Raw genomic sequence first — 23,762 nt, 5'->3', positions numbered from 1 at the left:
GCAACAAAAAAAGACGTTTTCCCTGTCTCACAGAAAAACGTCGCCTTTAGTATCTCTACTTATCTTTCAGTACATGCGTACTGTAGGATTTGGCACCTTGTCCGTGTCGGCAGGTTGCTGGACTTCATCGGGCCTATCCCTCAGTCACTCTTGATAAGTTATTTAATTGGTTGATAGATAGAATCTTACAGCATAGTGAAAATTCCGTCAATTGCTTTTTTTCAGAAAGCTATAAATATTATGATTAAATATAGCCGTAATAGCAGCGAGTCACATTCGGCACCTTCACTTTTCCGTCTTCAGCAAACTCATGAAACATCTTAGTGAGTGCCTGCTCGAAAGCCGGATAATTCTCGTGGGAAGGCTCTAAAGAATAGCTTGCCGAGACACAGCGGCCGACAAATTTCTTCAGCGTGTAATCAAGCGGATAGTCAAATTCAAACAGTTCAAAGTCACCTTCAAAGAAATCGCTGATGACTCCTTCTCCGCTGTCTTCACCCCCGCTGAATCCCTTGAAATCCGGGCAATGCTGCTTGAACACAGCATGCGTCTTCTTATTGATTGGTGCTTCTTCTATACGCGAGTTCCAGATGAGACAGACCGGACCATTGCCTGCTAAAATACGCTGACATTCTTTTTTGAAGTGATGTACTTCAAACCAATGGAACGACTGAGCCGCCGTAATCATATCGACGCTGTTGTCGTCAAGCTCTGTGTGCTCCGCAGGGCGCTCGCTGATGGACAGCTGACCGCACATCAGACCATCTCTCAGTTCATTGGCCATCGCCTGGTTCGGTTCAATCGCAATGACATGACAGCCGAGGTCGAGCAGCTTCTCCGTGAACTTCCCGGTGCCCGCTCCGATATCCGCGATAACCGTCTGTTCAGTGATTATAAACCGGTCTTTCATAAAGGCAAGCAGCGCATCTGGATAAGACGGTCTGCCCAGTTCGTATATTTCTGCTTTATTAGTAAACAGTTCGGTGTTATCCACATCTGTAACCCCCTGACGCTAAATAAAACGCTGTGTAAAATGTCCCTTCCCTTGTTCCATGTCTATCATACCATACGCCCCGTTAATGATCGTCATCTGCGGCGGCTTATGGCCGAAATCCACATCGTAAAGCACAGGAACATTTAACGTTGTCGCCATCTCCCGGTAAACGTCCTCATACTGATAGCTCTCTTTTATTTTCGGTTTGCCGACCCGGCTGAAGATGATACCGGCGCAGTCTTTAAACCAGCCGGCATACATCATCTGGACAAGTGACCGTTTGAAATCGACTGTGTCGAGCTCGCTGTCATCGATATACCATACAATGGATTCATTATTAGTATGATTCTTCTTGAATGCTTCAATATCGCCGTATTCCGTGCCGATAAGATGGCGGAAGCAGTCGATACAGCCGCCGAGCATTCTTCCCTCCATATGCATGCCTGACACTTTCTCACCTGCTGCATCGAAGCCTTTCCATTCCGTCTGTTCAGACAGCTTAAAGACCATGGACGTCGGATTTTCATGATCCCATTCTTCCTGATATAGTTTGGATGACACCTGCTCGACCGAGTCGCCGGATTTCGTATTTAATACTTGCAGCCACTTCGCCGTCACTTCATCCATCGCTTCACCGCGCAGGTCGACGATATTCGCCATATGGGCTGTCGCAATGCCTGTCTTCAGCGTAATCGGCAGCATGACGGTTGAAATATCTGAGTAGCCGGTCAGCCATTTGGGCTTCAGCTTGCTGAAATCAAGATGTTCCAGCATCTCCACCGCAAGATGACCACCCCACGGCGGCATGATGATGTCCACTTCATCGTCGTTCATCATCGCTATCAAACCTTCAGCCCGCTCTTCACCGGAACAGGCCCGCGCATTCTCCTGCCCCCATATCTCCGCTTTCTTCTTAATCTTGAAACCACGCTCTTCCATCCGTGCAAATGTATTTTTAAACAATGTTTCTGTCTCGCGGTAGATGCCGTTTGAGACCGGTGTCACACCGATCACATAATCCGGCTTCATTTCAGGGTATTTCATCGTCATCATCCTTTTTATCATAATCGATCCTGAATCATGCCAATAGCACTTAAGTATGAATAACTGACGACCGGGCCGATAAACTTGAAGCCGCGCTTTTTCAGGTCCCTGCTCACCGCTTCAGAGAGTTCATCCTTCACCGGGACATCTGCTTCCCGTTCGTAATAGCGGACGACAGGCTCGTCTACAAACGCCCATATATAGTCTGAGAAAGAGCCGAATTCCTGCTGCACTTTCTGAAAGGCCCGCGCATTGGTCACGACGCTTTCAACTTTTGCCCGGTGCTTAATCATATCCGGTATGTCCAGAATCGTATTAAGTGTATTATCATCATATTTCACTATTTCAGCGACCTCAAACCCACTAAATGCAATTTGCATCGTTTTTCTTTTCTTCAGCACCGTCAGCCATGACAAACCGGCCTGAAATCCTTCTAGAATCAGCAGCTCAAATAACAGCCGGTCAGCAAAGACCGGCCTCCCCCATTCCGTGTCGTAATATTCGGTCAGCAAAGGATGTGCATCTGCCCAGCTGAAACGTGTCATAAATTCACCTGTTTTCTTCAGAATTTTCCAGTGCTTCACTCAGCAGCTGGAATGCAAGCAGCAGCATAACAACAAAACAGAGCGGAACAACAAATGTCCACCATGAACTATATAACTCTCTCATATGATAGCCGAGCAGAGAGGACAGCTCTCTGACAGCTGGTTTTGTCGGTGGAGAAGGACAACCCGGTCCAAAGCAGACGTCCGTCCCGCCAAAAAATATCGCTAAAAATGAAATGTGAGCCATGACCATAATAGATTGATAAACCAGCCGCGTAAAGATAATCAGCAGCCGTGATTTAATATTCGGTAATACATGATGCCACAGTAGTCTTATCTTCCCTGCGCCGAGGACAAAAGCTGAATCAATGAAATCGCGTTTCAACAGTTGCCTGATTTCATCTCGAATCACGATTAACGTTGTCGGCAGCAGCACAAGTGCCAGCACGACTGTTGTATAAATTACGCGTGTAGTTCTACTGTACACAAAACCATCCAGTGTCTCGACGACTACCGGCTCAAGCAGAATATAAGCAATAATTGCCTGGGGAATAAAGTAATAGGATGTTAAGACTGCATCAGTCACGAAGTCAAAAATTCCTTTCTTAAAACTCAGCCACGCACCGGCAATAAGAGCCAGCAAAAAACAAAAAAGTGCAATACCAATCACAAATAGTAGCGTGATACGCAGACCGGCCAGCGCTTCAAAAAATATATGATAACCATCAGCATCTGTGCCAAACCAAACATCTCTGCCCGGTGCAATCGGGCTTCCAGCTTTGATGTCACCAGCCGCCGTCTTCAAATAAAAGGTCTGCGGCACTTGTCTGTTCAATACATCGAAGTAGATAACACTAATCGCAAAAGGAATAACGATAAAAACAAGAGACAGCAGCAGTTTCATGTGCTTCTTCATAACGATACTCCAGTGAATCTTTCAATAAAGAATTTCAAGCCTATGAACATCATATAAAGCGGGATGAACATAAGGATAAGCACTGTCAGTATAATTTCAGGCTGATGATAAGTATAAAGAAAAGACGTCGCTCCAAAAATTCCGAATAGAATCTCCATGACAAACAGACTGGATAATGTCATCCATACTACTTGTCTGAAGTTAATATAATAAATAGAAGCGATATTAGGCATAATATGCTTAATAAGAATTTCAGTCTCTGATAAGCCTTTCCCTTTAGCCGTCATGACATAACTTTCACTGCGTTCCTCTTCGATAGCCTGATCGAGAATTTTGTAGAACTGAACAAAGGGAACGATCGACAGCAGCACAGCCGGCAGCAGTATAATGTCTTTATCGACAGTTGAGGCAACATCAATAACCAATAGACCTGTGTGTTTATAAGTAAGGATGACTAATAAGATAACAATCGGCATAATGAAAATATCCGGCAGGTAACCAAGTACTCTAACAATCCTCGTCATCAGCCAGTTCAACCATTTCACTCGTTTGGCGATGGCAATCATTAAAAAACTGAGAACAATAGCGATGATCAGCGCGAGTATAAATATCTTCATCGTGTTCAACCACGGCTGAATGATGAAAGGAAAGAGCTTCCTCTCAATGAATCCACCCGCAATCTGGAAGTGAAAGTCATAAATATGAATCAGATTTCCGGCCAAATGCGCGAGACTCACTATATAATGCTGGACATTTAAGCCCACGACTGTAAACAGTTGAGTGAACGTCGCAATAATTATAAAAGAAATGAGAACAGTAAGCAGACGCAGGCTTTCAACTATCAGCTGTTTCATATAATCCCTCCCACCCTATTATATAATGAATATTCAGATAATTACTATATTTTCAGAAAAATTCATAAATAAAAGCAGCTTACGCCGCTTTTATGATTGCTGCTATTTTTTTGTAGTAGTCAGCTGCATGCGGGACAAAGTCTTCCATCCGAACTAATGTCTCGTCGCCGGTCATGACACTGATTCCTTCTAGTTCATCCAGTTCCATATTGAAGAGCTGCACGATTAAATGTTTCTCGAAGCTGATCAAGTCACATACTTCCTGGTCTTCAAAATTAATCTGCTGCAGTTCGTCGTCTGTCACATGATACGTATGGACATGGGCAAACTCGCGGTCGATATAACGGTCAATTCCTTCGATATCTATTTCAGCCTTGATGATTTCCGCCAGCTTCAACCGGCTGGTATCCGGTTGAATGCCAAGTTCTTCTTTAATCTCACGGTAAGCATCCTGTATCGTTTCGTCGCTTGTGAGATGGCCGCCGACTGAAATATCAAGCATGTCCGGGAAGTCTTTCTTATCTTCAGCACGCCGCTGGAAATACACGAAGTTCTCATCGAAGAGCAGGCACTGAAATGTTTCGTGCCATTCTCCTGTCCGGTGCACTTCATCCCGGTCCATCACGCCTTTATAATTACGATTCATGTCGACAATCGTTAACTGCTCTGTCATATGATGACCTCCTTATTAAGTCTCAATACTCGTTACCTGTAGACGATTAACCCGATAATGATTCCTGTTACAACGATCAGCCACGGTGCAATTTTGAAGTAGTGCAGCATGATAAAGAGCAGTGCTGCGACTAAAACATCAAGCGGCGCTGTAATGGTATGCGTGATGATCGGTGTGATCCATGCTGCTGCCAGTATACCCAGCACGCCGGCATTAATCCCCTTCAATGCACGGCGCATCACTGTATTTTTGCGCATCTGCTCCCAGAACGGCAGACAGCCGAGTATGAGCAGGAATGCCGGCAGAAAGATGGCGAACATTGCAAACAGGCCGCCGAGCAGCCCTTTGATAACAGCTCCTAAGTAGGAGGCGAATGTAAACAACGGGCCGGGCACCGCCTGCGCAAAGCCGTATCCCGCGATAAAATCATCCGCCGTCATCATTCCGGGTACAAATTCCCGTTCAAGCAGCGGCAGTACAACATGACCGCCGCCGAACACAAGCAGCCCTGAGCGGTAAAACTTATCGAACATGTGCAGCCAGTCATTATCCACTAAGCTGGTGACAAGCGGCAGCACCAGCAATATTGTCAGCAGAACTATAAGACTAACTATTCCCGTTCTTTTCGAAACCGGTACTAAGAAGCGGTCTGATTGTTCATCTCCTGCCGCTTTAAACAGTATAATACCGCTAACGCCTGAGATAATGATAATGCCAATCTGGGTGAACGCAGTCGGCAGCAGCAGGCTGACGAAAAGCGCTGCTGCTGCAATAATAACTGCTGCGATAGACGTCATGCTCGTTCTGCCCATGCCGAGCAGTGCATGCAGCACGACTGCGACAGCGACTAGTTTTAACCCTTGGATCCAGTCAAGTGACACTGAAAATGTATGAATGAGATAGACCGCCGCAATTAACAGCAGTACTGACGGCAGCGTGAAACCGAGAAAAGCAAGTATCCCGCCGATGATTCCACCGCGCATCATGCCGATGGCCATCCCTACTTGACTGCTGGCAGGCCCCGGCAGAAACTGGCAGAGGGCGACCAGATCCTGATACATCTTATCGCTCAGCCATTGCCGCCTTTCTACATATTCATTCCTGAAATAGCCTAAATGTGCGGTCGGCCCGCCGAATGACGTCAAGCCGAGCTTTAACGCCACCATAAAAATTTCTATTAACCGGTTCATACGTTCCTCCTGAAGCAATGATTACTCCTATCATACTATGTTTTAGCAGTCTGTAATATTACAATACTATTGAGAGATTGTTGAGGACTGCAGCCGGGCGACGACTAGAAAATAGCATACATGTGAGAGAAACCAGCCTGCAGCACCAATAACAGACAATGGAGATAACGGCCTTACAGCAAGTGCTGCCAATATAAAGTAGAGCGCACAAGTGAAAATTAGGATGATGATAAGTGCCGGCTTATAGAACCTCTCATATTTCCGGGCAATGACTAACAGCAGCATGTAAATAATAACTCCGGTTATCATATGATAAGCAGCTTCTTCAGCGAATGACGGCTTCCTCTCCCTATAATCAATCATGAAATCGACATTCAACAGTAGTTTGGTCAGCTGCGTATGAAATAGAGCGTCCCATAGCACATTCAGCAGCAACAGGAAGACCGCAGTGCCTATGCTGTAAAGTCCATGCTTCATTTCTTGTCCTTCTTTCTCCATTGATAAGGTTCTGATTCCCAAAGCCATCTAATAAACGCATAAAAGAATATAAGAATGATATAGACAAGCAGCAGCCATGGATTGTCCTTCACATCTTTCCCGTTACTCAACAGTAAAAAAGTAATCAACAGGATACCAGACATTATAAATTGTTTTTTCAGCATGATTGCTCCTTATCAGTTTTCTTTCATCGTAATGGAATATCAATAAATTTACAATAACTGTTATTTTAAACAGAGATTTTATTATCTCTCAGCGCTATACTATTGTCATTGTGAAACTATTAGCAAAATAGTCATGCTTTCGTCATAAATTTACTCCAGATAAAATATTTTCTCTAAAAATATGTGCGAAGTTTTAAGTTATCTTATACAATAAGACAATAGGCAAAAAGTTAAACGCTTTCAAAATAAAGCACTGCCCTATTTATCATTCTCGAGAACTCAAAGGAGTGATTGCATGGAAGATACAATATTAATCAAATCATATAAATATCCTAACAACCCTCACGTTGAATACAAAGGCAAACTACTGGATGAAACTTCTCATTACTGGCTGGTTTACTGCCCGAAATTCAATGAACTTAAGCATTTCATCAACGAACAGACGTACATATCAGAACATGCCAGTCTGCATTTCTTCTCAAAATATCACGGCTACACCGTGTCTATCTGCATCGATGATGACATGAAACCGCTCAGCATGTTCTGCAACATCTCCACGCCATGTAAAAATGAGAACGGCAATATCACTTATATTGATATCGATATGGATTATGTCAAAACAAGCGAAGGTCTCTGGTTCCTGAAAAATCATGAGATGTATTTAAAGAACAGCAGAAAATACCACTATCCTATTCAGCTGACTAATTTCGCTGTTGTGTCATTACAGGAACTGAAAAACAATATTACAAACGGTGTCTTTCCGTTCGGCGTCCAACAATTTGATACAGTAAAGCACCTTATCGCTAAATAAGGTGCTTTCTTTAATGATGATGGCTGTGCGCCTGTTCCTGATGGGTGCAGATAATCGATGCTGCGTGCTGCGTCGTCGTGCATTCCACTTGGATAGTCGTATGGCCGATATTCTTGTGCTCCAGTCGATGACTGATCTCTTCCTGGATCATTTGACTTTCCTGGACAGTCATCCCGCCATCAACGACAACATGGCAGCTCAGTGCATTCTGTCCGCTCGTAATGCTCCATATATGCAGATCATGTAAAGCTATTACACCGTCAACCTCATTAATCGTGCTGATGACTTCATCGATATCGACGTTGGCAGGTGTCCCCTCCATCAAAATATGGACAGCGTCACGCGTCACTCTGAAGCCGCTGACGAGCACTAGTAAGGCAACGATGATACTGGCAATCGGATCAGCGATACCAAGATTAAAGAACATAATGAGCAGTGCTGCGATAATCGCACCGACAGAACCAAGCAGGTCCCCGATGACATGCAGGAAAGCTGCGCGGATGTTCAAGTTCTCATGCGTATCACCGCGCATCAACAGCCACGCGACAAAGATATTGACGAGGAGACCGATGACAGCGATGATCAGCATGCCCCTTGATGCGACTGCCGGTGGATGCTGGAAACGGCCGACCGCTTCTACTAATATGTATAGTGATATACCGATCAATGCAACGCCATTGACTACAGCAGCTAATATTTCAAATCGCTTATAGCCATATGTCTTCGTATAATTTGCTGACTTCGTACCATAAACGAGTGCCATCAATCCTACACCGAGCGATATAGCATCAGACAGCATATGTCCCGCATCTGACAGCAGTGCAAGACTATTCGTCATAAACCCGCCGACTGCTTCAACAATCATATAGGCGGTAATAACAATAAAGCTCAGTAACAGTGCCTTTTTATTTGCCGTATGGGCATGGTTATGTTCACCTGCCATACTATCACCTCTTATCTCTCGAGCCTGCAGTCCATGCCGGCATATATACTTATTTCAACCAGCCGCGCAGAAATTTCTCTACTTTTGCCGCTTCATCAACGACATCTTTAATGCGGTCTACTTTCTGCTGGTCCGTCACAAACGCTGAGACAATCCCGGTATCAAGAATCGATTTCACAGAATCACTGACAGACTCTTTCGGTACATGCCCGTCAGTTGTCACTGTCTCATCCGCGACTGCACTGACTTCTGCACTGCCTTTTTTATTTTTATCAGAATGATTTTTCAGTAGTGCGGTCGTCGTCGTTAAGAACACTGTCGCAAGACCGCTGTATTTCTGCAGCTGATTCAGCTGTTCAGTCACCTGATCGCGACTTTCTAATTTTCTCACATAGCCCATGACGTCTTTCGTGATATAAATACCTGCTCCAATGCCAAATCCTAGTCTCAGCCACTTTTCCATATGTAATTCCCTCGCTTTTAGTTAGTTTTTCAGTCGTTATGTTCTTATCCTCTTTACCCAATAAACCGTTTTTTATACGCATCCGGCATTATTTCGCATGACTTTGGTGCGAGCCGGTGGCGGTATTTAGCGATGATTTCATAAAGTGCATCTCTTAACACTTTTGGTACAAGCCGGCCGGCAAAGGCAAGTTTTCTGCAGCCGATTGCGGCCAGAATTTCGATCACGGCATCTGATTTCGTATAACTGTGCCGGCCGGCAATCAGCATGACACTGTCAGCCGTGCGCACGGGCAGGCTCTGAAAGAACGCCGAGTACTGATCAGCAAACAACAGCCGTTCATTGCTGTCATGTTTCAGCAGCCAGCGGATCCAGTGCTGACAGAACCCGCAGTCACCATCATAAATCACAACATTCATCGCTCTCACCTCTATCAGTTTATCATATACTTTACCCGTTATATGTTTCAACAGCTACGTTCAGTGGAACTATAATTGTAGATTTAAACTATAAGGAGCGATGACTATGAAGACTATTTATGAAACGAGCGCGATTAATACCGGCGGCCGTGCAGGTGAAGCCTATACAGAAGACGGCAACTTAAAAGTCAAGGTCGACAAACCAAAGGAAATGGGTGGTACAGCGACGACTGAAACGAATCCGGAACAATTATTCGCAGCGGGTTACAGCACATGTTTCAACAGTGCGCTTGAACTCGTACTGAAAGCAGCTCATAAAGATTATGAATCAAGTCAGGTCAAAGCAACAGTCCGCTTAATTGAAGACCCAGATGACAAAAACAGCTTCAAGCTCGATATTGATTTAGCAGCAGATATTAAAGGACTATCACAGGCCGATGCAGAGAAATTCATCAAGATTGCTCATAAGCACTGCCCTTACTCAAAAGCGCTGCACGGCAACGTCAATGTGAACTTATCAGCGACAGGCACTGAATAATCAAGAATGGACGGTGTCATATGACACCGTCCATTCTTGATTATTCCACCCAGTTCCCTTGACGGAACACAGGGACAACTTTACCATCTCTTGTGATGCCGTCGATATCGAGTTCTTTGCTGCCGATCATAAAGTCGACGTGTGTTAAAGAGCTGTTCAAGCCGACTGCATCGCGCTCTTCCTCGGTCATCTCGTTTGCTCCGGGCACTGGTCCTGGATAAGCTTTGCCGAGAGCAACGTGGCATGATGCATTCTCATCGAACAATGTGTTGTAATAAAGAATACCGGAGTTCGAAATCGGTGAATCAACCGGTACTAACGCTGCTTCTCCTAGTCGTCTTGCACCTTCGTCCGTATCCAGCAGTTCTCTCAGGGCATCAAAGCCTTGTTCTGCCTCAAAGTCAGTGACTACACCATCTTTAAAAGTCAGCTTGAAGTGATCGATGATCTGCCCTGCGTAACTCAGCGGCAGCGTATTGCTGACGACACCGTTCACCCGGCGGTAATCCGGTGACGTAAACACTTCTTCTGTCGGCATATTGACTTTAATATCAAGGTTACCGCGGCTTTTATGGCCGCCGCCTGCAAACTGTGAGCCGTCAATCAGACCGATTTCAAGGTCAGTGCCCGGTGCCGTATATTTCAGCCGGTCAAAGTTGAAATCACTTAACCATTTAGCACGTGACTTCAGAAAATCACCGTGGGCATTCCATGCGGCTACTGGGTCTTCCTGATCCACCCGCACTGTTTTCAATATATTTTCCATCAGTTCAGCTACTGCTTCTTCCTCTGCTAAGTCAGGGAAGACAAGCTTCGCCCATTCTGGACCCGGGTAGCCGACGATACACCACGGCTGGTCATGACGCATGCGTGAATCACTGAGTTCCTTTGATACTTCACGGCCGGCACGATTAGCTGCCGCAAGTTTTTCAGGAGCAGCATCTTTCAGGCTTTCAGGAGATGTCGCGTGAATAAACAGCATTGATACTTTTTCCTGCAAGTAATAGTCGTTTTTCACTTTTAAATAAGGTGGTAAGTCTTCAATAGTTTCGATAGACTGATATTTCATATGGTCCTGCTGAAGCGTGCTGTCAGACAGCTCAACAATGACTTTCTTCGCTCCAAGCTCATAGCTCGCTGTTGTAAACGCGCGCACTAAATCAAGTGCACGGACGTCTGACAGCACGACGACTGTTTCGCCCGGCTGCACGTTCAATCCGACTTTCGCAATGACTTCAGCATATTTTTTGATCTGTTCAGTAAACTGTTTCATCCAATCACCCCAGTGTTTTATTATTCACATTATATCGGAAGCCGAAGTAATTTGTAAATGAATATACTATTTAATCTTCATCCGCTGCAGCCGTAAAGCGTTCAGCACAACAGAGACTGAGCTGAATGCCATCGCAGCACCCGCTACCCACGGCGCAAGCAGACCAAGTGCTGCGACAGGGATACCAATGACATTGTAGCCGAATGCCCAGAACAAATTCTGCTTAATGTTGCGCATCGTCTTCCGGCTCATAATGAGCGCATCAGCAATACTGTTCAAATCACCGCGGATCAATGTAATATCGGCTGCTTCCATTGCAACGTCAGTCCCTGTCCCGATTGCCATACCGATGTCCGCTGTGGCAAGTGCCGGTGCATCATTAATACCGTCGCCGACCATTGCTACTGTCTTGCCCTCTGACTGCAGCCTGCGCACTACTTTCGCCTTGTCTTCCGGCAGCACATCTGAAATGATCTGATCCACACCTACTTGTCTGCCGATTGCTTCTGCTGTCCTCTTGTTATCTCCAGTCAGCATGATGACTGCCACACCGAGAGATTTCAGGCGTGCCACAGCTTCTCCCGAGGTTTCTTTCACTGTGTCAGCAACCGCGATCAGCCCTTCGAACTTATTGTCGACAGCAATCAGCATGACTGTCTTACCATCTGCTTCAAATGCATGCATCTGTTCCAGCACGTATTCATCGACAGAAACTGATGCCAGCAGTCGCTCAGTGCCGATGATGATTTCACGGCTGGCGATGACTGCTTGAATACCATAGCCTGGGATTACTTGAAACTGGTCAGGCTTAACTAATGTCAGCTCTTCCGCTGCTGCTTTGTTGACGACCGCTTCAGCAAGCGGATGTTCCGACTGCTTCTCAGCAGAAGCAGCAAGTGTCAGCAGCTCTGCATGCGGCATATCGACTGATATGATATCTGTCAGCACAGGCTGACCATGCGTCACTGTCCCGGTCTTATCGATCACGACTGTATTGACTCGGCCCGTCTGCTCAAGAAACTCTCCGCCTTTGAACAATACGCCCGCTTCAGCAGCACGCCCGGATCCTGCCATAATTGATGTTGGCGTCGCGAGTCCGAGCGCACACGGACAGGCGATGACGAGCACGCTGATTGTAATTTCAAGTGCCTGGGCAAAGTTGCCCGGCGCAGCGAACATATACCAGATGAGTCCGGCCGCCAGTGCAAGAGTGATGACAATCGGCACAAAAACATTGGAAATTTGGTCAGCCAGACGCTGAATCGGTGCTTTCGAACCTTGAGCGTCAGAGACGACTTTAATAATCTGTGCGAGCGCTGTCTCTTTACCGACTTTCGTTGCACGCATCGTAATAAAGCCGTTCTTATTAAGCGTCGCCCCGTAAAGCGTGTCACCCGCACTTTTGTCGACCGGCAGACTTTCACCTGTCAGCATTGATTCATCCACCGCTGACTGTCCTTCCAGCATTTCACCGTCAACCGGGATTTTTTCCCCGGGTTTCACCTGCACGATGTCTCCTATGATGACTTCTGCTAACGGAATCGTCAGTTCTTCGCCATTACGGCTGACCACTGCTGTTTCAGCCTGCAGCCCCATCAGTGCTTTTATAGCGCCGGACGATTTACCCTTCGCTCTTGCTTCTAATAATTTCCCGAGCAATATTAATGTGATCAGTACAGTACTCGTCTCAAAATAAAGGTGCGTATGATGTCCTTTAAACATCTGGTAGACACTATAGCCATAAGCCGCTGATGTACCGAGTACAACAAGGACATCCATATTGGCACTGCCATTTTTCAGTGCTTTATAGGCACCTGTGTAGAACTGCCGGCCGATGACGAACTGCACCGGCGTCGCCAGCAGCAGCTGAACCCACGGATTCATCAGGAGCATCGGCACCGGCAGGAAAGACGTCAGCTTAAAGTGACCGAGCATCGTCCATAACAGTGGCAGCGACAAAACGGCAGCAGCGATGAACTTGATGAGCTGCCGGCGTGACTCCTCGCCCCTTATATCTTCTGTCTGTTGTGAGTCTACTTCCTGGAATGCGCCGTAGCCAAGTTTCTCAATCCGCGCTATAATATGCGCCGCATCAGTCATGTCCGGGTCATAAGTCACTGTTGCATGTTCCAGCGCTAAATTGACATTCGCTTCATCAATGCCTTCCATTTTGTTCAGCACTCTCTCTATACGGCTGGAGCAGGCAGCACACGTCATACCTGTGATCTCAAGCTCTGTTTTGTGCGGTTTCATTTATTCACCTTCCCATACCATACCAGGGTATATTTAAATTAAAAAATAAGTGCGAAAAATTCGCACTCTCTCACTATTCTATTGTCGGAATCACTTCGTAGCCCTGCTCTTCGATGGCATCTTTAATATCTTCGACAGCGGCTTTCGTATCGTCAAATCCTACAGCGACTTCTCCGCTTTCAAGATTCACGGTCACATCGTTTACCCCTTCAACTGCACTGACACTTTCTTCTACAGCTGAACGGCAGTGTTCACAAGTCATACCTCGTACGTTCAATGTTTGGTTTGCCATATTAACCACTCCTTGTTATTTTCTCATTAACTTCTGCATCGTGACTAACAATTCATCCAGCACTTCATCATCACCGGCGTTCAACCGGTTGACAACGCAGCCTTTCAAGTGACCTTCAAGCAGTATTTTCGCCACGCTGTTAAGCGCTGACTGGGCAGCTGATAACTGCGTGATCACTTCATCACAGTAGACATCTTTCTCTATCATCCCTTTAATCCCGCGGATCTGCCCTTCTACTCTGTTCAGACGGTTGACCATATCTTTTTTGACATGATCAGGATGGTGGCTCCTGCGTTCTTCTGTCAATGGCAACACCTCCTGTTACATAGTAATTATACCCCCTAAGGGTACTATTGTCAAACAGATGAACTGACTGCTGCTAACTCCGGCAGCTGTCCGAGTGCTGCTTCCGTTGAGAAATCCCGGATCAGCAGAGTATTAGAACGCTCACTGAACCGCTCTGCATCACTCCCGCTGTCCAGCACAAAAAATGTGACGATGTTATCCACTCAAAATTTGGTCCACAAATCAAAATGTGGCCCATTTTCATTTCAAATTTGGTCCACAAATCAAAATGTGGCCCATTTTCATTTCAAATTTGGTCTACATTTTAAGTCCTTTGTGTTTCTGCAGACAATATGGGTTTTGTCAATCTGACTCAATACCAAATTTACACAAAAAAGAAGCAGCAATACAACCGCTCTGCTTCACTCTTAATATTTTTTCACTTCTTCTTAACAGGCAGCCATATTTCGCTGTATTTTATTTCACTGTTGTTGTTCTGCGTGAATGATATTTCCGGGCCTGCTGTCACTATGTAATCTGATTCCGGCAGCCACTCTGCATAAATCATCCCCCATATATCCTGCAGGGTCTGCGGAAATGGTCCTGTGCTCGGGAATACGGCCCATGTGCCGCTTTCGACATGCAGCTGCTTCAGTTCGTCTGTCGGGTTGTCTTTCGCTGTGATGAAACCGATCATATGCGTCAGCTCCCCTTTTCCTTCAAAGCGCGTGTCGTCAAAGTCAAAGGAAGCATTGACGACTTGATGAGGATATAAATCATTCAAGCAATTCATCGTGTCATGTTGTGATGCAGTGATGCTCTGTGCAAGTTCTATGATTTCCGCGTTTAATCCTTCAAAGCGGATAGGCACTCGTTTAGTCACACCGACGATATTAAATGCGTCTTTCTCTTCAATCCTCACTTCCACTGCCGTCACCCCTCACATCATTTTAGGTTACGCTTACATTGTACATGAAATCTTCAATATAATCGATTAATCAATCATATAGGTACTGTGAGCCATATATCGTTATAATGTAAGAAAGTCCAACTTATGGAGGTGCCCTATGGCAGAACAGATTATTATTAATAATGTCTCCAAATCCTTCGGTAATGCTCAAGTGCTGACTGGTATCGACTTCGATATGGACAGCGGCAGAATATACGGCTTTATCGGGCCGTCTGGTGCGGGCAAGACAACGCTTGTGCGGATGATTGCAGGGCTTGACTATCCGTCTGCCGGCAGTATTTATGTGCTTGATAAAGTAGTCCCTGATAGATCGCTCATGCAGCACGTCGGCTTTATGGCACAGTCTGATGCTTTGTACAGCGAGTTAACGGGACGTGAGAATCTGGCATTCTACTGTTCTTTATATTCACTTAAGAAGAATGTCGCGAAAGAACGCATCGCTTATACAGCAGGTCTTGTCGGTCTGGAAAACGATCTGAACAAGAAAGTCAGCCAGTATTCAGGCGGTATGAAGCGGCGCTTGTCACTGGCGATCGCACTGCTGCACAATCCGACGATTATTATACTGGATGAGCCGACCGTAGGCATCGATCCGGAACTGCGCCGGTCAATATGGGAGGAGCTTGCGAAACTTAAAGCGCAAGGAAAGACGATTATTATGACGACGCACGTAATGGATGAAGCAGAACGCTGTGACTATATCGCGATGATCAAAGATGGTACGATACTGGCATCAGGCACGCCTTATCATTTGAAGACTCAGTATCATGCAGCGTCATTCGATGATGTCTTCATTAAGGCCGGCAGAAAGCAGGTGCCGCTATGAGAATGACAGGAATCGTCAAACGCATACTGCTTGAGAAGCTGAGAGATAAACGGACACTTGCCATGCTGTTCATTGCGCCGCTATTCATTTTGACGCTCATGCACGCAGCCTTTGACAACAGCACGAAGAAACCTGCAATCAGCACTGTAAATATTGAACCTTCTATAGTAGATAGACTAGAAGACAGTGAGATGACTGTGACGGATTACAGGAATAAGCCGTCTGACTTAAAGTCCTTTATGGAAGATCATCAGCTGGACGGCATAGTGATCAAAACTAAAGATAAAGTGACTATCAAGCTGCTCAATGATGACCCGGCTATTGCGAACAAAATTAAGCTGCTGGTCAATCAGATTTACCAGCAGAAAACACAGAGCACGTTAATCGATGATATGAAAGCACAGCTTAAAGACCTCACTCAAGTACTCAATAAAATCCCGTTCAGTCCGACAAAAAATATGACAGTCAATAAACCAGAACAGACGACGGTCAAGACTGATTATATTTACGGCAGTAAAGATACATCAGCTTTTGACACTTTGTCACCAGTGCTCATCGGCTTTTTCGTATTTTTCTTCGTCTTCCTTATTGCAGGTATCGGTTTCTTGAAAGAACGGACGACAGGTACGCTTGAGCGGATGCTCCTGTCACCGGTAAAAAGATACGAAGTGACACTCAGCTATGTCATCAGCTACGGACTGCTTGCATCAATCCAGACACTTGTCATCGTCCTGTTCGCTGTCTTCGTACTCGGCATTGCTGCACCTAAGACCATCCTGCAAGTAATTGTCGTCAACTTGTTTGTGGCACTCGTCGCATTGTCACTCGGGCTGTTATTATCAGCGTTCGCCAAGTCGGAGTTCCAGATGATTCAGTTCATCCCGCTCGTCATTGTACCGCAAGCCTTTCTCTCAGGATTGTTTCCACTTGAAAATATGGCGGGCTGGCTGCAAGTACTTGCCAGAATTATGCCGCTGTACTACGCTGGAGATGCACTGAAGAAAATCATGTACAAAGAGTGGCCGCTCAGCGCTGTCACTTTAGATATCATCGTTCTCGCTGTATTTGCATTGCTGTTCATCGGTCTGAACGTTGCAGCACTAAAGAAATACCGTAGAATTTAACGCTGAATTGTCCAATTATTTCAAACTAATATAATTTCTATTAATATAAATTGATACTTTACTGGACAAAGCCATTTATGTGTTATATACTAAGAGTAATTAAATCGAACGTTTAAAAGGCAACGCATTCACATGGTACAAAAGTAACGTGGTTTGTTAATACTTTTGTAACGTGTGAATTTCTTTTTGAGAAATTCTGATTTAGTAATAATTATTTGGAGGTCATTACACATGACACAAGGTACAGTTAAATGGTTTAACGCAGAAAAAGGTTTCGGTTTCATTTCAGTTGAAGGCGGAGACGACGTATTCGCTCACTTCAGCGCTATCGAAGGCGACGGCTACAAAACATTAGAAGAAGGACAAGCTGTTGAATTCAACATCGAAGAAGGCCAACGTGGTCCTCAAGCAGCTAACATCGTTAAATTATAATTTAACCTTCAAGACATCTCCTAGGAGATGTCTTTTTTTGTCTATTTATTTGAGTCAGCGGCAATAAAAAAGGACCGCTTTATTGCCGCTGACTACAGCTCTTCCAGTTCTTCGGCAAATGGCCTGAACAGAATAGTGACTAGACTCAATATACTATAGACAATGAACAATCCTCTGAATCCTGTGACTTCCAGTATAAACCCCGAGAAGAATGTTCCGAGGAACTGACCGGCAGCAAGCGTCACAAATGTGATGATAATACCCATCGATGGGAACTCCACATAGAGCCTTGAACTCCAGAAAGCATACACACCCATACTGAACACGTAAATCATGCCGAACAATACCGTTGAAGCTGCCATCAGCATACTGTTCTGAGTCAGTATTAACATGACGTTGGCAGCAGCAAGTGATAATCCTGTGAATATATGGATGCGCGTCAGACCGAACAACTCAAAGGCACGTCCGGCAAAACCGCCGAGCAGGCCGCCGAGACCGAGCGTCACCCAGAACAGACTCGTCCACTGTTTGAAGTCCGTCTCATAAATATAGGACTGGAAATACGTCCAGTACGCTGATGTCCCGATACCGAGCAGCACTGTGGAAAGAATCAGCTTTCTGCCGTAGAAAATATACCGTAGATCCATCTTATAGTTCAAATGTCCCATATTAACAAACGGCAGCTTCTTATAGTTCACAAGTGTGATCAGTACACTGAGTACAATGAACGTAAAGTAACTGTACCGCCAGTGTCCTTTAAAGAAGAAGACAACCAGTCCTATAATGACAAGGCCGAGACCAATGCCGGTATTGAGCCAGGCATTGCTTCTATCCTGATAACCATATGTCACTTCTTCTTTAATAATATAGCCGAATGGTGACGTAGCCATACCAGCAGAAAATCCGAGTATGCAGACTCCTGTGCCAAACAGCATATAATGAGTGGAGAGCACCAGCAATGACAGTCCGAACAACGATAACAAAGCTGATATAAGCAGATCGTCGCGCGGCTGGACGTTTTTGAAGACAGTAAAGACCGACAGCAGCCCGAGTATATATGTTAAATAAGAGACCGCTGAAATCAGACCAGATATTTGATTAGTCATCTGCAGCGGCCCATTGAAATAAGGCAGCAGCAGACCATAACTGAAGCGCGAAATGCCATAAGCCATTGCGATAAATATAATACCTGTAAAAACAAGCTGATTTTCTTTATTCATAGCATTAACTCCCGCTAAACATATCGCTCGGTATTTACCCTTTCCTGTTAAAATAAACCTGTAATAAATTTACAGGTTTATTTTATTTACCTACTCACCAGTCTCACTGAATGCTTTAATACGCGTGCCAATTTCGTCTCTGACGCGCTGAAATACTGACCAGTCCTGCCCGGCTGGATCGTCGAATCCCCAGTGCACTGTCTTCACATGAGCCGGTGTCACAGGGCAGACGTCTCTTGCATGATCACAAAGTGTGATGACTAAGTCAGCACTGTTCAACAGTTCACTGTCTATTTTATCTGACGTCTGCTCAGTAATATCAATCCCTACTTCTTTCATTGCTTCTATCGCTTTAGGATTGACGCCGTGCGTTTCAATCCCTGCGGAGTATACGTTCCATTCAGGTAAATATTTTTTCCCGAATCCTTCTGCTATTTGACTGCGGCATGAATTACCCGTACATAAGAAATATATCGTCTTATTCTTTTTCATTGTCATTCTCCTTTTAATTTAATAGCATCGATAAATATAATCCGACAAGTGTCATGAACAACACCGGAATCGTGATGACGATACCTGTCTTGAAGTATGTACCCCATGAGATTTTGACGCCTTTACCACGCAGTACATGTAACCATAACAATGTCGCAAGTGAGCCGATCGGTGTAATCTTTGGACCAAGGTCACAGCCGATGACATTCGCATAGACGAGCGCTTCTTTGATGACGCCTGCTGTCTGCGCCTGATGAATCGCAATAGAATCAATCAGCACAGTCGGCATATTGTTCATGATGGATGACAGTACAGCTGACAAGAATCCCATTCCCATCACCGCACCGAACAACCCGGTCTGGCTGATGTGATGAATCAGATTTGCAAGCACGCTTGTCAGACCGACGTTTTTCAGGCCGTAAATCACGACATACATACCGATAGAGAAGAAGACGATAGCCCACGGTGCACCTTTAATGACTTTCGCAGTATGCACAGCACCACTTCGGCGTGCAAACAAAATGAACACTAAGGCGATGATTCCAGCGATGAGTGACACAGGGACATGAATGACGTCGCTGAGTAAATAACCCATCAGCAGCAGTCCGAGGACAATCCATGACATAGTGAACAGTGTCTTATCCTTGATCACTGAGGCAGGTGCCGGCAGCTGCGTCTCATCATAGTGTCTCGGCACGCGTCTGCCGAAGTAAAGCCATAACACGATGATACTTGCGAGCAGACTGAAAATATTCGGCAGCAGCATATGTTTGGCATATTCCAGAAAGCTGATATCGAAGTAATCTGCAGATACAATGTTCACAAGATTGCTGACAATCAGCGGCAGACTCGTCGTATCCGCAATGAAACCGGAAGCAATGATGAACGGGAAGACCATCTTCTCATCAAACTTCAGATTACGCACCATCGCAAGCACGATTGGCGTCAAAATCAATGCCGCCCCGTCATTCGCAAAAAATGCTGCGACGACTGCACCGAGCAGACAGACGTAGATGAACATCAGAAATGAATTTCCTCGCGCCAGATGCGTCATATGCAGGGCCGCCCATTCAAAGAAGCCGATTTCATCTAGAATAAGAGAGATTAAAATGACAGCGATAAACGTAAACGTCGCGTTCCAGACAATACCAGTTACAGCGAGTACGTCATTGAAGTCAACGACGCCGAATAGTAAAGCAAGCAGCGCCCCACCGACTGCAGAATAACCGATTGATAAACCTTTCGGCTGCCAGATGACAAGTGTTAATGTGATTAAAAATATAAGAACAGCAATCCAGGTCATAATTCACAACAACTTTCTTTAGTAATTTGGCCGCACATACAGTGATTGCTGTCAGTAAATAACTGGTCAATGAACTGCATGGTACGATTCGTCGTCTCACAGTTCAGCGCATACATCACGCGCGTGCCTTCTTTCCATGACGTCACTATATCCATATCTTTCAGCTGCTTCATATGGTGAGACAGTGTCGGCTGAGTGACATTGAAATGTTTTAGAATATCACATGCACAGAGCGGACCACATGACAACAGATCAATAATCTCAAGCCTATTGCGGTCTGACAGTACTTTGAACACAGCGGACAGTCGTTCGTAGTCCATATACTTCCTCCTTAATATAGATGTTCGTCTATATAATAAAGGAAATATAGATAAGTGTCTATATTAGAAAAATAGTTTTTGTCAGTGAACGATATTCGTGTTCTTGATTTTCAACCGTCACTGTTAAAAATATCTGTGTCTGCCTGACAAGCTTTTATTCCTGAAACCGAGCGATGCTGCAAGTTTCTTAGACCATTTTCCGCGCTATGTATGTTTTAATAGTAATAGCTGATACTAAAGGAGATTGAGTCATGAATTTAGGTAACTTTTCGTTAAGTCTGGAAGTAAAAGATATTAATGCTTCACTGGAGTTTTATAAGAAGCTCGGCTTCAAGCAGATTATGGGCGACTTAAGCCAGAAATGGTGTGTAGTCAAGAATGGCGAGTGCACGATCGGCTTGTTCCAAGGGATGTTTGACAGTCATATACTGACATTCAATCCGAAGTGGGATACTGACTTTCAGGAGAATCAAGATGCACCGGATATCCGTGAGATTGAAGCAAAACTTCGTGCAGACGGCATCGAACCGGTCAAATCCTTTGAATATGAATCGACAGGTCCTGCTCATTTTGTCATCGAAGATCCCGATGGCCATACGATTATGTTTGAGCAGTATTTATAGTCCGCAGGTTGATATAATGTCTTTTTTTGAAAACTCTCTCTTTTTAAAAGCATTCTATAAAGGTGTATGATAACGATATACCTTATTATTGGAGTGGTTTATTGTGTTCTTTTTGTTATTTGCGTTACTGATCGGAATCGGCGTTCCGGTGCAGACGGCTGTGAATTCGAGGTTACGCAGCTATGTCCTCTCGCCTTTTGTCGCTTCACTGATTTCATTCACAGTCGGGATGACTTTTCTCGGCATTGCTACGTTACTGACTAAAGGTACTCTGCTGTTTCCCGCGTCTTTAGTTACGGAAGAACCGGCCTGGCTGTGGATAGGCGGATTGCTTGGTGTCATCGGTCTGACTGGTAATATACTGCTGTTCCCTAAGCTTGGTGGTGTCCAGACTGTATTACTGCCGATTATGGGGCAGATTATTGCCAGCATGCTGATTGATACTTTCGGATTATTTAACTCGCTTCAGCAGCCGTTCACTGTTATGCGCGGCGTCGGTGTTCTTATTCTTGTCGTTGGATTAATATGTATCGTTGTTTTGCCGGATGTGCTGAACCGCAGAAAACGCGGTATGCCAGCTGAGACGCAGGGCAGTAAACTGCCGTTTCAGTTGTTCGGCATTCTTGCCGGGATGATGATGGCAACGCAGGCCCCTATTAACGGTCACCTCGGCAGTGTTCTTCATTCACCGATTCATGCTGCTTTCATTTCCTTTACTGTCGGAATGATCATCTTATTGCTGATAGTCACGCTCGGCTTGAGAAAGCTGCCTAACGTCAAACTGGCTTTCGGTCAAGGACGGCCATGGTGGATTCTTACCGGTGGTCTGATCGGTTCAATATTTGTGCTCGGCATGGCGACACTCGTACCGATAGTAGGTACAGGACTTGTCGTCATTGTCGGACTGTTCGGCCAGATTCTCTGCAGTATGATGATTGATCAGTTCGGTCTGCTCGGAGCGAAGAAAACTTCTGTCACCGGCATTCAGTTACTCGGCATTCTATTGATGATTATCGGTGTTATTCTAATTGAAGTGTTTTAATTAATAGTGATTAACATAAAAAAGACGGTGCTTTCTCTATGGAAAGCAACCGTCTTCTTTAAAGAGTGATGATGCAATTATTGGTTTTTGCGTCACAACTTTGAGAGTTATGATGCAATTATCGGTTTTTGCGTCACAACTTTGAGAGTGATGATGCAATTATCGGTTTTTGCGTCACAACTTTGAGAGTTATGATGCAATTATTGGTATTTCTTACTTATGACTAATGGGAGTATCGCCTCGTTCGAAGTATCAACCCTTTGGAATTGTCATCTACTCTTCTATGCGTCAAGACAAAAAAGAACCATCCTGAAGTAACAGGATGGTTCTCATTGATTTTATAATTTTTTGTTATCGTTCTGTGGTAATGTATTATGCAGTGATGCCGGTGGGTTCTCAAGTTCTGGCACTGCACCTTCGAAAGGAATTTTTTCTACGTAATTGAACTCGCCGTCGCCGGCAGGAGTTGTGCCGCCTGCCCATGAACCGAGGCTGCTTTCTTCTGAGCTTGCAGAATGGTTATACAATGAGAAGGCAATATCTGTACGTTCTTTTGAACGGTCGAATGTTGAAGGAACAATTTTGCCTTCAGACGCTTCAAGTTCTGCAATTGCCTGCATCCATAAGTTCTGATGGAAAGAGTCACGCGCAATCAGTACTGCCAGCATATCTTTAAGACCTGGATCATCAGCCATCTCATAAATGCGGACTGCCTGGATTCTACCTTGAGATTCCGCATTTAAGTTCGCACGGAAGTCTGCCAGCAGGTTACCACTTGAAATAATATAGCTGCCCATCCACGGATTGCCGACACTGTCAGCAGGACGTGCATTCAAGCCGGACACAATCGCATGCTGCGGATTCATTCCAGCTAAAATTGAACCGACAACCGGATCTTTCGCTGCCGCTTCCTGATGCTTAATGTCCGTACCTTCCAGCAGACGGCCGACCATCGTTGCAAGCATCTCAATATGTCCTAATTCCTCAGTACCAATATCAAGTAATAAATCTTTATATTTTTCGTTACCTTTTCTTACACCCCAGCCTTGGAACAAGTACTGCATGGCTACACTCATCTCACCAAATTGCCCACCGATTAACTCTTGAACTTTCTTCGCCATTAACGGATCGGGTTTTACCGGTTTCGCTTCAAACTGTAAATGTTTATCATGTAAGAACATAAAGTAACCTCCTAGAAATATAGTTATTGTACTTTTAATACATAACCTCTATTTGGTATTAATAAACATTTTGT

The 23,762-nt window shown here is 45.0% G+C and carries 30 protein-coding genes and 1 riboswitch; of the genes, 7 read left to right on the top strand and 23 right to left on the bottom strand.

Annotation, left to right across the window (positions count from 1 at the left end):
• Positions 1-56: 56 nt before the first annotated feature.
• A riboswitch (SAM riboswitch) is annotated at positions 57-160 on the bottom strand.
• An 84-nt stretch (positions 161-244) separates the two neighbouring features.
• From KFV11_RS01815 to KFV11_RS01775, 9 genes are all read right to left on the bottom strand, one after another.
• Entirely contained in the window at positions 245-994 is a 750-nt protein-coding gene (locus KFV11_RS01815) for a class I SAM-dependent methyltransferase (protein ID WP_149459685.1), read from the bottom strand.
• Between the two features lie 18 nt (positions 995-1,012).
• Entirely contained in the window at positions 1,013-2,038 is a 1,026-nt protein-coding gene (locus KFV11_RS01810) for a S66 family peptidase (protein ID WP_254250190.1), read from the bottom strand.
• Between the two features lie 17 nt (positions 2,039-2,055).
• Positions 2,056-2,622, bottom strand: coding sequence for a DNA-3-methyladenine glycosylase I (locus KFV11_RS01805; RefSeq protein WP_254250189.1), 567 nt, complete (start codon positions 2,620-2,622; stop codon positions 2,056-2,058).
• Entirely contained in the window at positions 2,588-3,499 is a 912-nt protein-coding gene (locus KFV11_RS01800) for an ABC transporter permease (protein WP_254250188.1), read from the bottom strand. Before KFV11_RS01800 ends, KFV11_RS01805 begins: the two co-directional genes overlap by 35 nt.
• A complete protein-coding gene (locus KFV11_RS01795; RefSeq protein WP_254250187.1) occupies positions 3,496-4,353 on the bottom strand; it encodes an ABC transporter permease subunit in 858 nt (285 codons plus the stop codon). The genes KFV11_RS01800 and KFV11_RS01795 overlap by 4 nt, the downstream gene beginning before the upstream one ends.
• Before the next feature lie 79 nt (positions 4,354-4,432).
• Complete coding sequence (locus KFV11_RS01790; protein ID WP_254250186.1) at positions 4,433-5,026, bottom strand: NUDIX hydrolase; 594 nt, start codon at positions 5,024-5,026, stop codon at positions 4,433-4,435.
• 32 nt (positions 5,027-5,058) lie between these two features.
• The gene (gene chrA / locus KFV11_RS01785; protein WP_254250185.1) at positions 5,059-6,216 is read right to left on the bottom strand and encodes a chromate efflux transporter; all 1,158 of its coding nucleotides are present in this window, start codon (positions 6,214-6,216) and stop codon (positions 5,059-5,061) included.
• 66 nt (positions 6,217-6,282) lie between these two features.
• Positions 6,283-6,693, bottom strand: a complete 411-nt coding sequence (locus KFV11_RS01780; protein WP_254250184.1) for a hypothetical protein — start codon at positions 6,691-6,693, stop codon at positions 6,283-6,285.
• Positions 6,690-6,878, bottom strand: coding sequence for a hypothetical protein (locus KFV11_RS01775; RefSeq protein WP_254250183.1), 189 nt, complete (start codon positions 6,876-6,878; stop codon positions 6,690-6,692). Before KFV11_RS01775 ends, KFV11_RS01780 begins: the two co-directional genes overlap by 4 nt.
• 295 nt (positions 6,879-7,173) lie before the next feature.
• Between KFV11_RS01775 and KFV11_RS01770 the strand changes: the two genes are divergently transcribed.
• Positions 7,174-7,689: a DUF402 domain-containing protein gene (locus KFV11_RS01770; protein WP_149459677.1), complete on the top strand. Its 516-nt coding sequence runs from the start codon at positions 7,174-7,176 to the stop codon at positions 7,687-7,689.
• A gap of 10 nt (positions 7,690-7,699) precedes the next feature.
• Here the strand turns inward: KFV11_RS01770 and KFV11_RS01765 are convergent, their stop codons facing one another.
• The 3 genes from KFV11_RS01765 to KFV11_RS01755 are packed head-to-tail and all read right to left on the bottom strand — an operon-like array spanning position 7,700 to position 9,565.
• Positions 7,700-8,632 carry a cation diffusion facilitator family transporter gene (locus KFV11_RS01765; protein ID WP_254250182.1) on the bottom strand — a complete coding sequence of 311 codons (933 nt, stop codon included), beginning with the start codon at positions 8,630-8,632 and terminating at the stop codon, positions 7,700-7,702.
• Between the two features lie 49 nt (positions 8,633-8,681).
• A complete protein-coding gene (locus KFV11_RS01760; RefSeq protein ID WP_254250181.1) occupies positions 8,682-9,095 on the bottom strand; it encodes a hypothetical protein in 414 nt (137 codons plus the stop codon).
• A gap of 53 nt (positions 9,096-9,148) precedes the next feature.
• The gene (locus KFV11_RS01755) at positions 9,149-9,565 is read right to left on the bottom strand and encodes a thiol-disulfide oxidoreductase DCC family protein (RefSeq protein ID WP_254250180.1); all 417 of its coding nucleotides are present in this window, start codon (positions 9,563-9,565) and stop codon (positions 9,149-9,151) included.
• Positions 9,566-9,620: 55 nt separating this feature from the next.
• Here KFV11_RS01755 and KFV11_RS01750 point away from each other — a divergent pair, with 55 nt between their 5' ends.
• Positions 9,621-10,052, top strand: coding sequence for an organic hydroperoxide resistance protein (locus KFV11_RS01750; protein ID WP_149459673.1), 432 nt, complete (start codon positions 9,621-9,623; stop codon positions 10,050-10,052).
• 40 nt (positions 10,053-10,092) lie between these two features.
• Here the strand turns inward: KFV11_RS01750 and KFV11_RS01745 are convergent, their stop codons facing one another.
• From KFV11_RS01745 to KFV11_RS01720, 6 genes are all read right to left on the bottom strand, one after another.
• On the bottom strand, positions 10,093-11,325 hold the full coding sequence (locus KFV11_RS01745; RefSeq protein ID WP_149459672.1) for an aminopeptidase: 1,233 nt from the start codon (positions 11,323-11,325) through the stop codon (positions 10,093-10,095).
• Positions 11,326-11,391: 66 nt separating this feature from the next.
• Positions 11,392-13,578 carry a heavy metal translocating P-type ATPase gene (locus tag KFV11_RS01740; RefSeq protein ID WP_254250179.1) on the bottom strand — a complete coding sequence of 729 codons (2,187 nt, stop codon included), beginning with the start codon at positions 13,576-13,578 and terminating at the stop codon, positions 11,392-11,394.
• Positions 13,579-13,651: 73 nt separating this feature from the next.
• Entirely contained in the window at positions 13,652-13,870 is a 219-nt protein-coding gene (gene copZ, locus KFV11_RS01735; protein ID WP_170234606.1) for a copper chaperone CopZ, read from the bottom strand.
• Positions 13,871-13,885: 15 nt separating this feature from the next.
• The gene (locus tag KFV11_RS01730) at positions 13,886-14,128 is read right to left on the bottom strand and encodes a metal-sensitive transcriptional regulator (protein WP_149459711.1); all 243 of its coding nucleotides are present in this window, start codon (positions 14,126-14,128) and stop codon (positions 13,886-13,888) included.
• Between the two features lie 98 nt (positions 14,129-14,226).
• A complete protein-coding gene (locus KFV11_RS01725) occupies positions 14,227-14,379 on the bottom strand; it encodes a hypothetical protein (RefSeq protein ID WP_254250178.1) in 153 nt (50 codons plus the stop codon).
• Between the two features lie 215 nt (positions 14,380-14,594).
• Positions 14,595-15,083: a GyrI-like domain-containing protein gene (locus tag KFV11_RS01720; protein ID WP_211360012.1), complete on the bottom strand. Its 489-nt coding sequence runs from the start codon at positions 15,081-15,083 to the stop codon at positions 14,595-14,597.
• Between the two features lie 139 nt (positions 15,084-15,222).
• Here KFV11_RS01720 and KFV11_RS01715 point away from each other — a divergent pair, with 139 nt between their 5' ends.
• The 3 genes from KFV11_RS01715 (at position 15,223) to KFV11_RS01705 (ending at position 17,507) form a co-directional block, all read left to right on the top strand.
• Positions 15,223-15,951: an ABC transporter ATP-binding protein gene (locus KFV11_RS01715; RefSeq protein ID WP_149459670.1), complete on the top strand. Its 729-nt coding sequence runs from the start codon at positions 15,223-15,225 to the stop codon at positions 15,949-15,951.
• Positions 15,948-17,075: an ABC transporter permease gene (locus KFV11_RS01710; RefSeq protein WP_254250177.1), complete on the top strand. Its 1,128-nt coding sequence runs from the start codon at positions 15,948-15,950 to the stop codon at positions 17,073-17,075. The genes KFV11_RS01715 and KFV11_RS01710 overlap by 4 nt, the downstream gene beginning before the upstream one ends.
• Positions 17,076-17,306: 231 nt before the next feature.
• Positions 17,307-17,507: a cold-shock protein gene (locus KFV11_RS01705; protein WP_133444102.1), complete on the top strand. Its 201-nt coding sequence runs from the start codon at positions 17,307-17,309 to the stop codon at positions 17,505-17,507.
• Between the two features lie 92 nt (positions 17,508-17,599).
• Here KFV11_RS01705 and KFV11_RS01700 read toward each other — a convergent pair whose 3' ends face one another.
• The 4 genes from KFV11_RS01700 to KFV11_RS01685 all read right to left on the bottom strand — a co-directional run bounded on the left by KFV11_RS01700 (position 17,600) and on the right by KFV11_RS01685 (position 20,842).
• Positions 17,600-18,727, bottom strand: coding sequence for an MFS transporter (locus KFV11_RS01700; RefSeq protein ID WP_254250176.1), 1,128 nt, complete (start codon positions 18,725-18,727; stop codon positions 17,600-17,602).
• Between the two features lie 90 nt (positions 18,728-18,817).
• Positions 18,818-19,219 (bottom strand): arsenate reductase (thioredoxin), encoded by a 402-nt coding sequence (gene arsC, locus KFV11_RS01695; protein WP_149459667.1) that lies wholly within the window; start codon positions 19,217-19,219, stop codon positions 18,818-18,820.
• A gap of 13 nt (positions 19,220-19,232) precedes the next feature.
• Entirely contained in the window at positions 19,233-20,522 is a 1,290-nt protein-coding gene (locus KFV11_RS01690) for an arsenic transporter (protein ID WP_254250175.1), read from the bottom strand.
• Complete coding sequence (locus KFV11_RS01685) at positions 20,519-20,842, bottom strand: ArsR/SmtB family transcription factor (protein ID WP_302054843.1); 324 nt, start codon at positions 20,840-20,842, stop codon at positions 20,519-20,521. The genes KFV11_RS01690 and KFV11_RS01685 overlap by 4 nt, the downstream gene beginning before the upstream one ends.
• A gap of 251 nt (positions 20,843-21,093) precedes the next feature.
• On the opposite strand from KFV11_RS01685, the gene KFV11_RS01680 reads away from it, so the two are divergent.
• Positions 21,094-21,465, top strand: a complete 372-nt coding sequence (locus KFV11_RS01680) for a VOC family protein (RefSeq protein ID WP_254250174.1) — start codon at positions 21,094-21,096, stop codon at positions 21,463-21,465.
• Between the two features lie 103 nt (positions 21,466-21,568).
• Positions 21,569-22,507, top strand: a complete 939-nt coding sequence (locus KFV11_RS01675) for a DMT family transporter (protein ID WP_254250173.1) — start codon at positions 21,569-21,571, stop codon at positions 22,505-22,507.
• 338 nt (positions 22,508-22,845) lie between these two features.
• On the opposite strand, the gene KFV11_RS01670 is transcribed toward KFV11_RS01675, so the two are convergent.
• On the bottom strand, positions 22,846-23,688 hold the full coding sequence (locus tag KFV11_RS01670; RefSeq protein ID WP_149459662.1) for a manganese catalase: 843 nt from the start codon (positions 23,686-23,688) through the stop codon (positions 22,846-22,848).
• Positions 23,689-23,762 lie beyond the last annotated feature (74 nt).

The sequence above is a fragment of the Macrococcus equipercicus genome (assembly GCF_024205945.1).
Classification (GTDB): domain Bacteria; phylum Bacillota; class Bacilli; order Staphylococcales; family Staphylococcaceae; genus Macrococcus; species Macrococcus equipercicus.
This window is presented reverse-complemented; position numbering and strand designations above follow the sequence as displayed.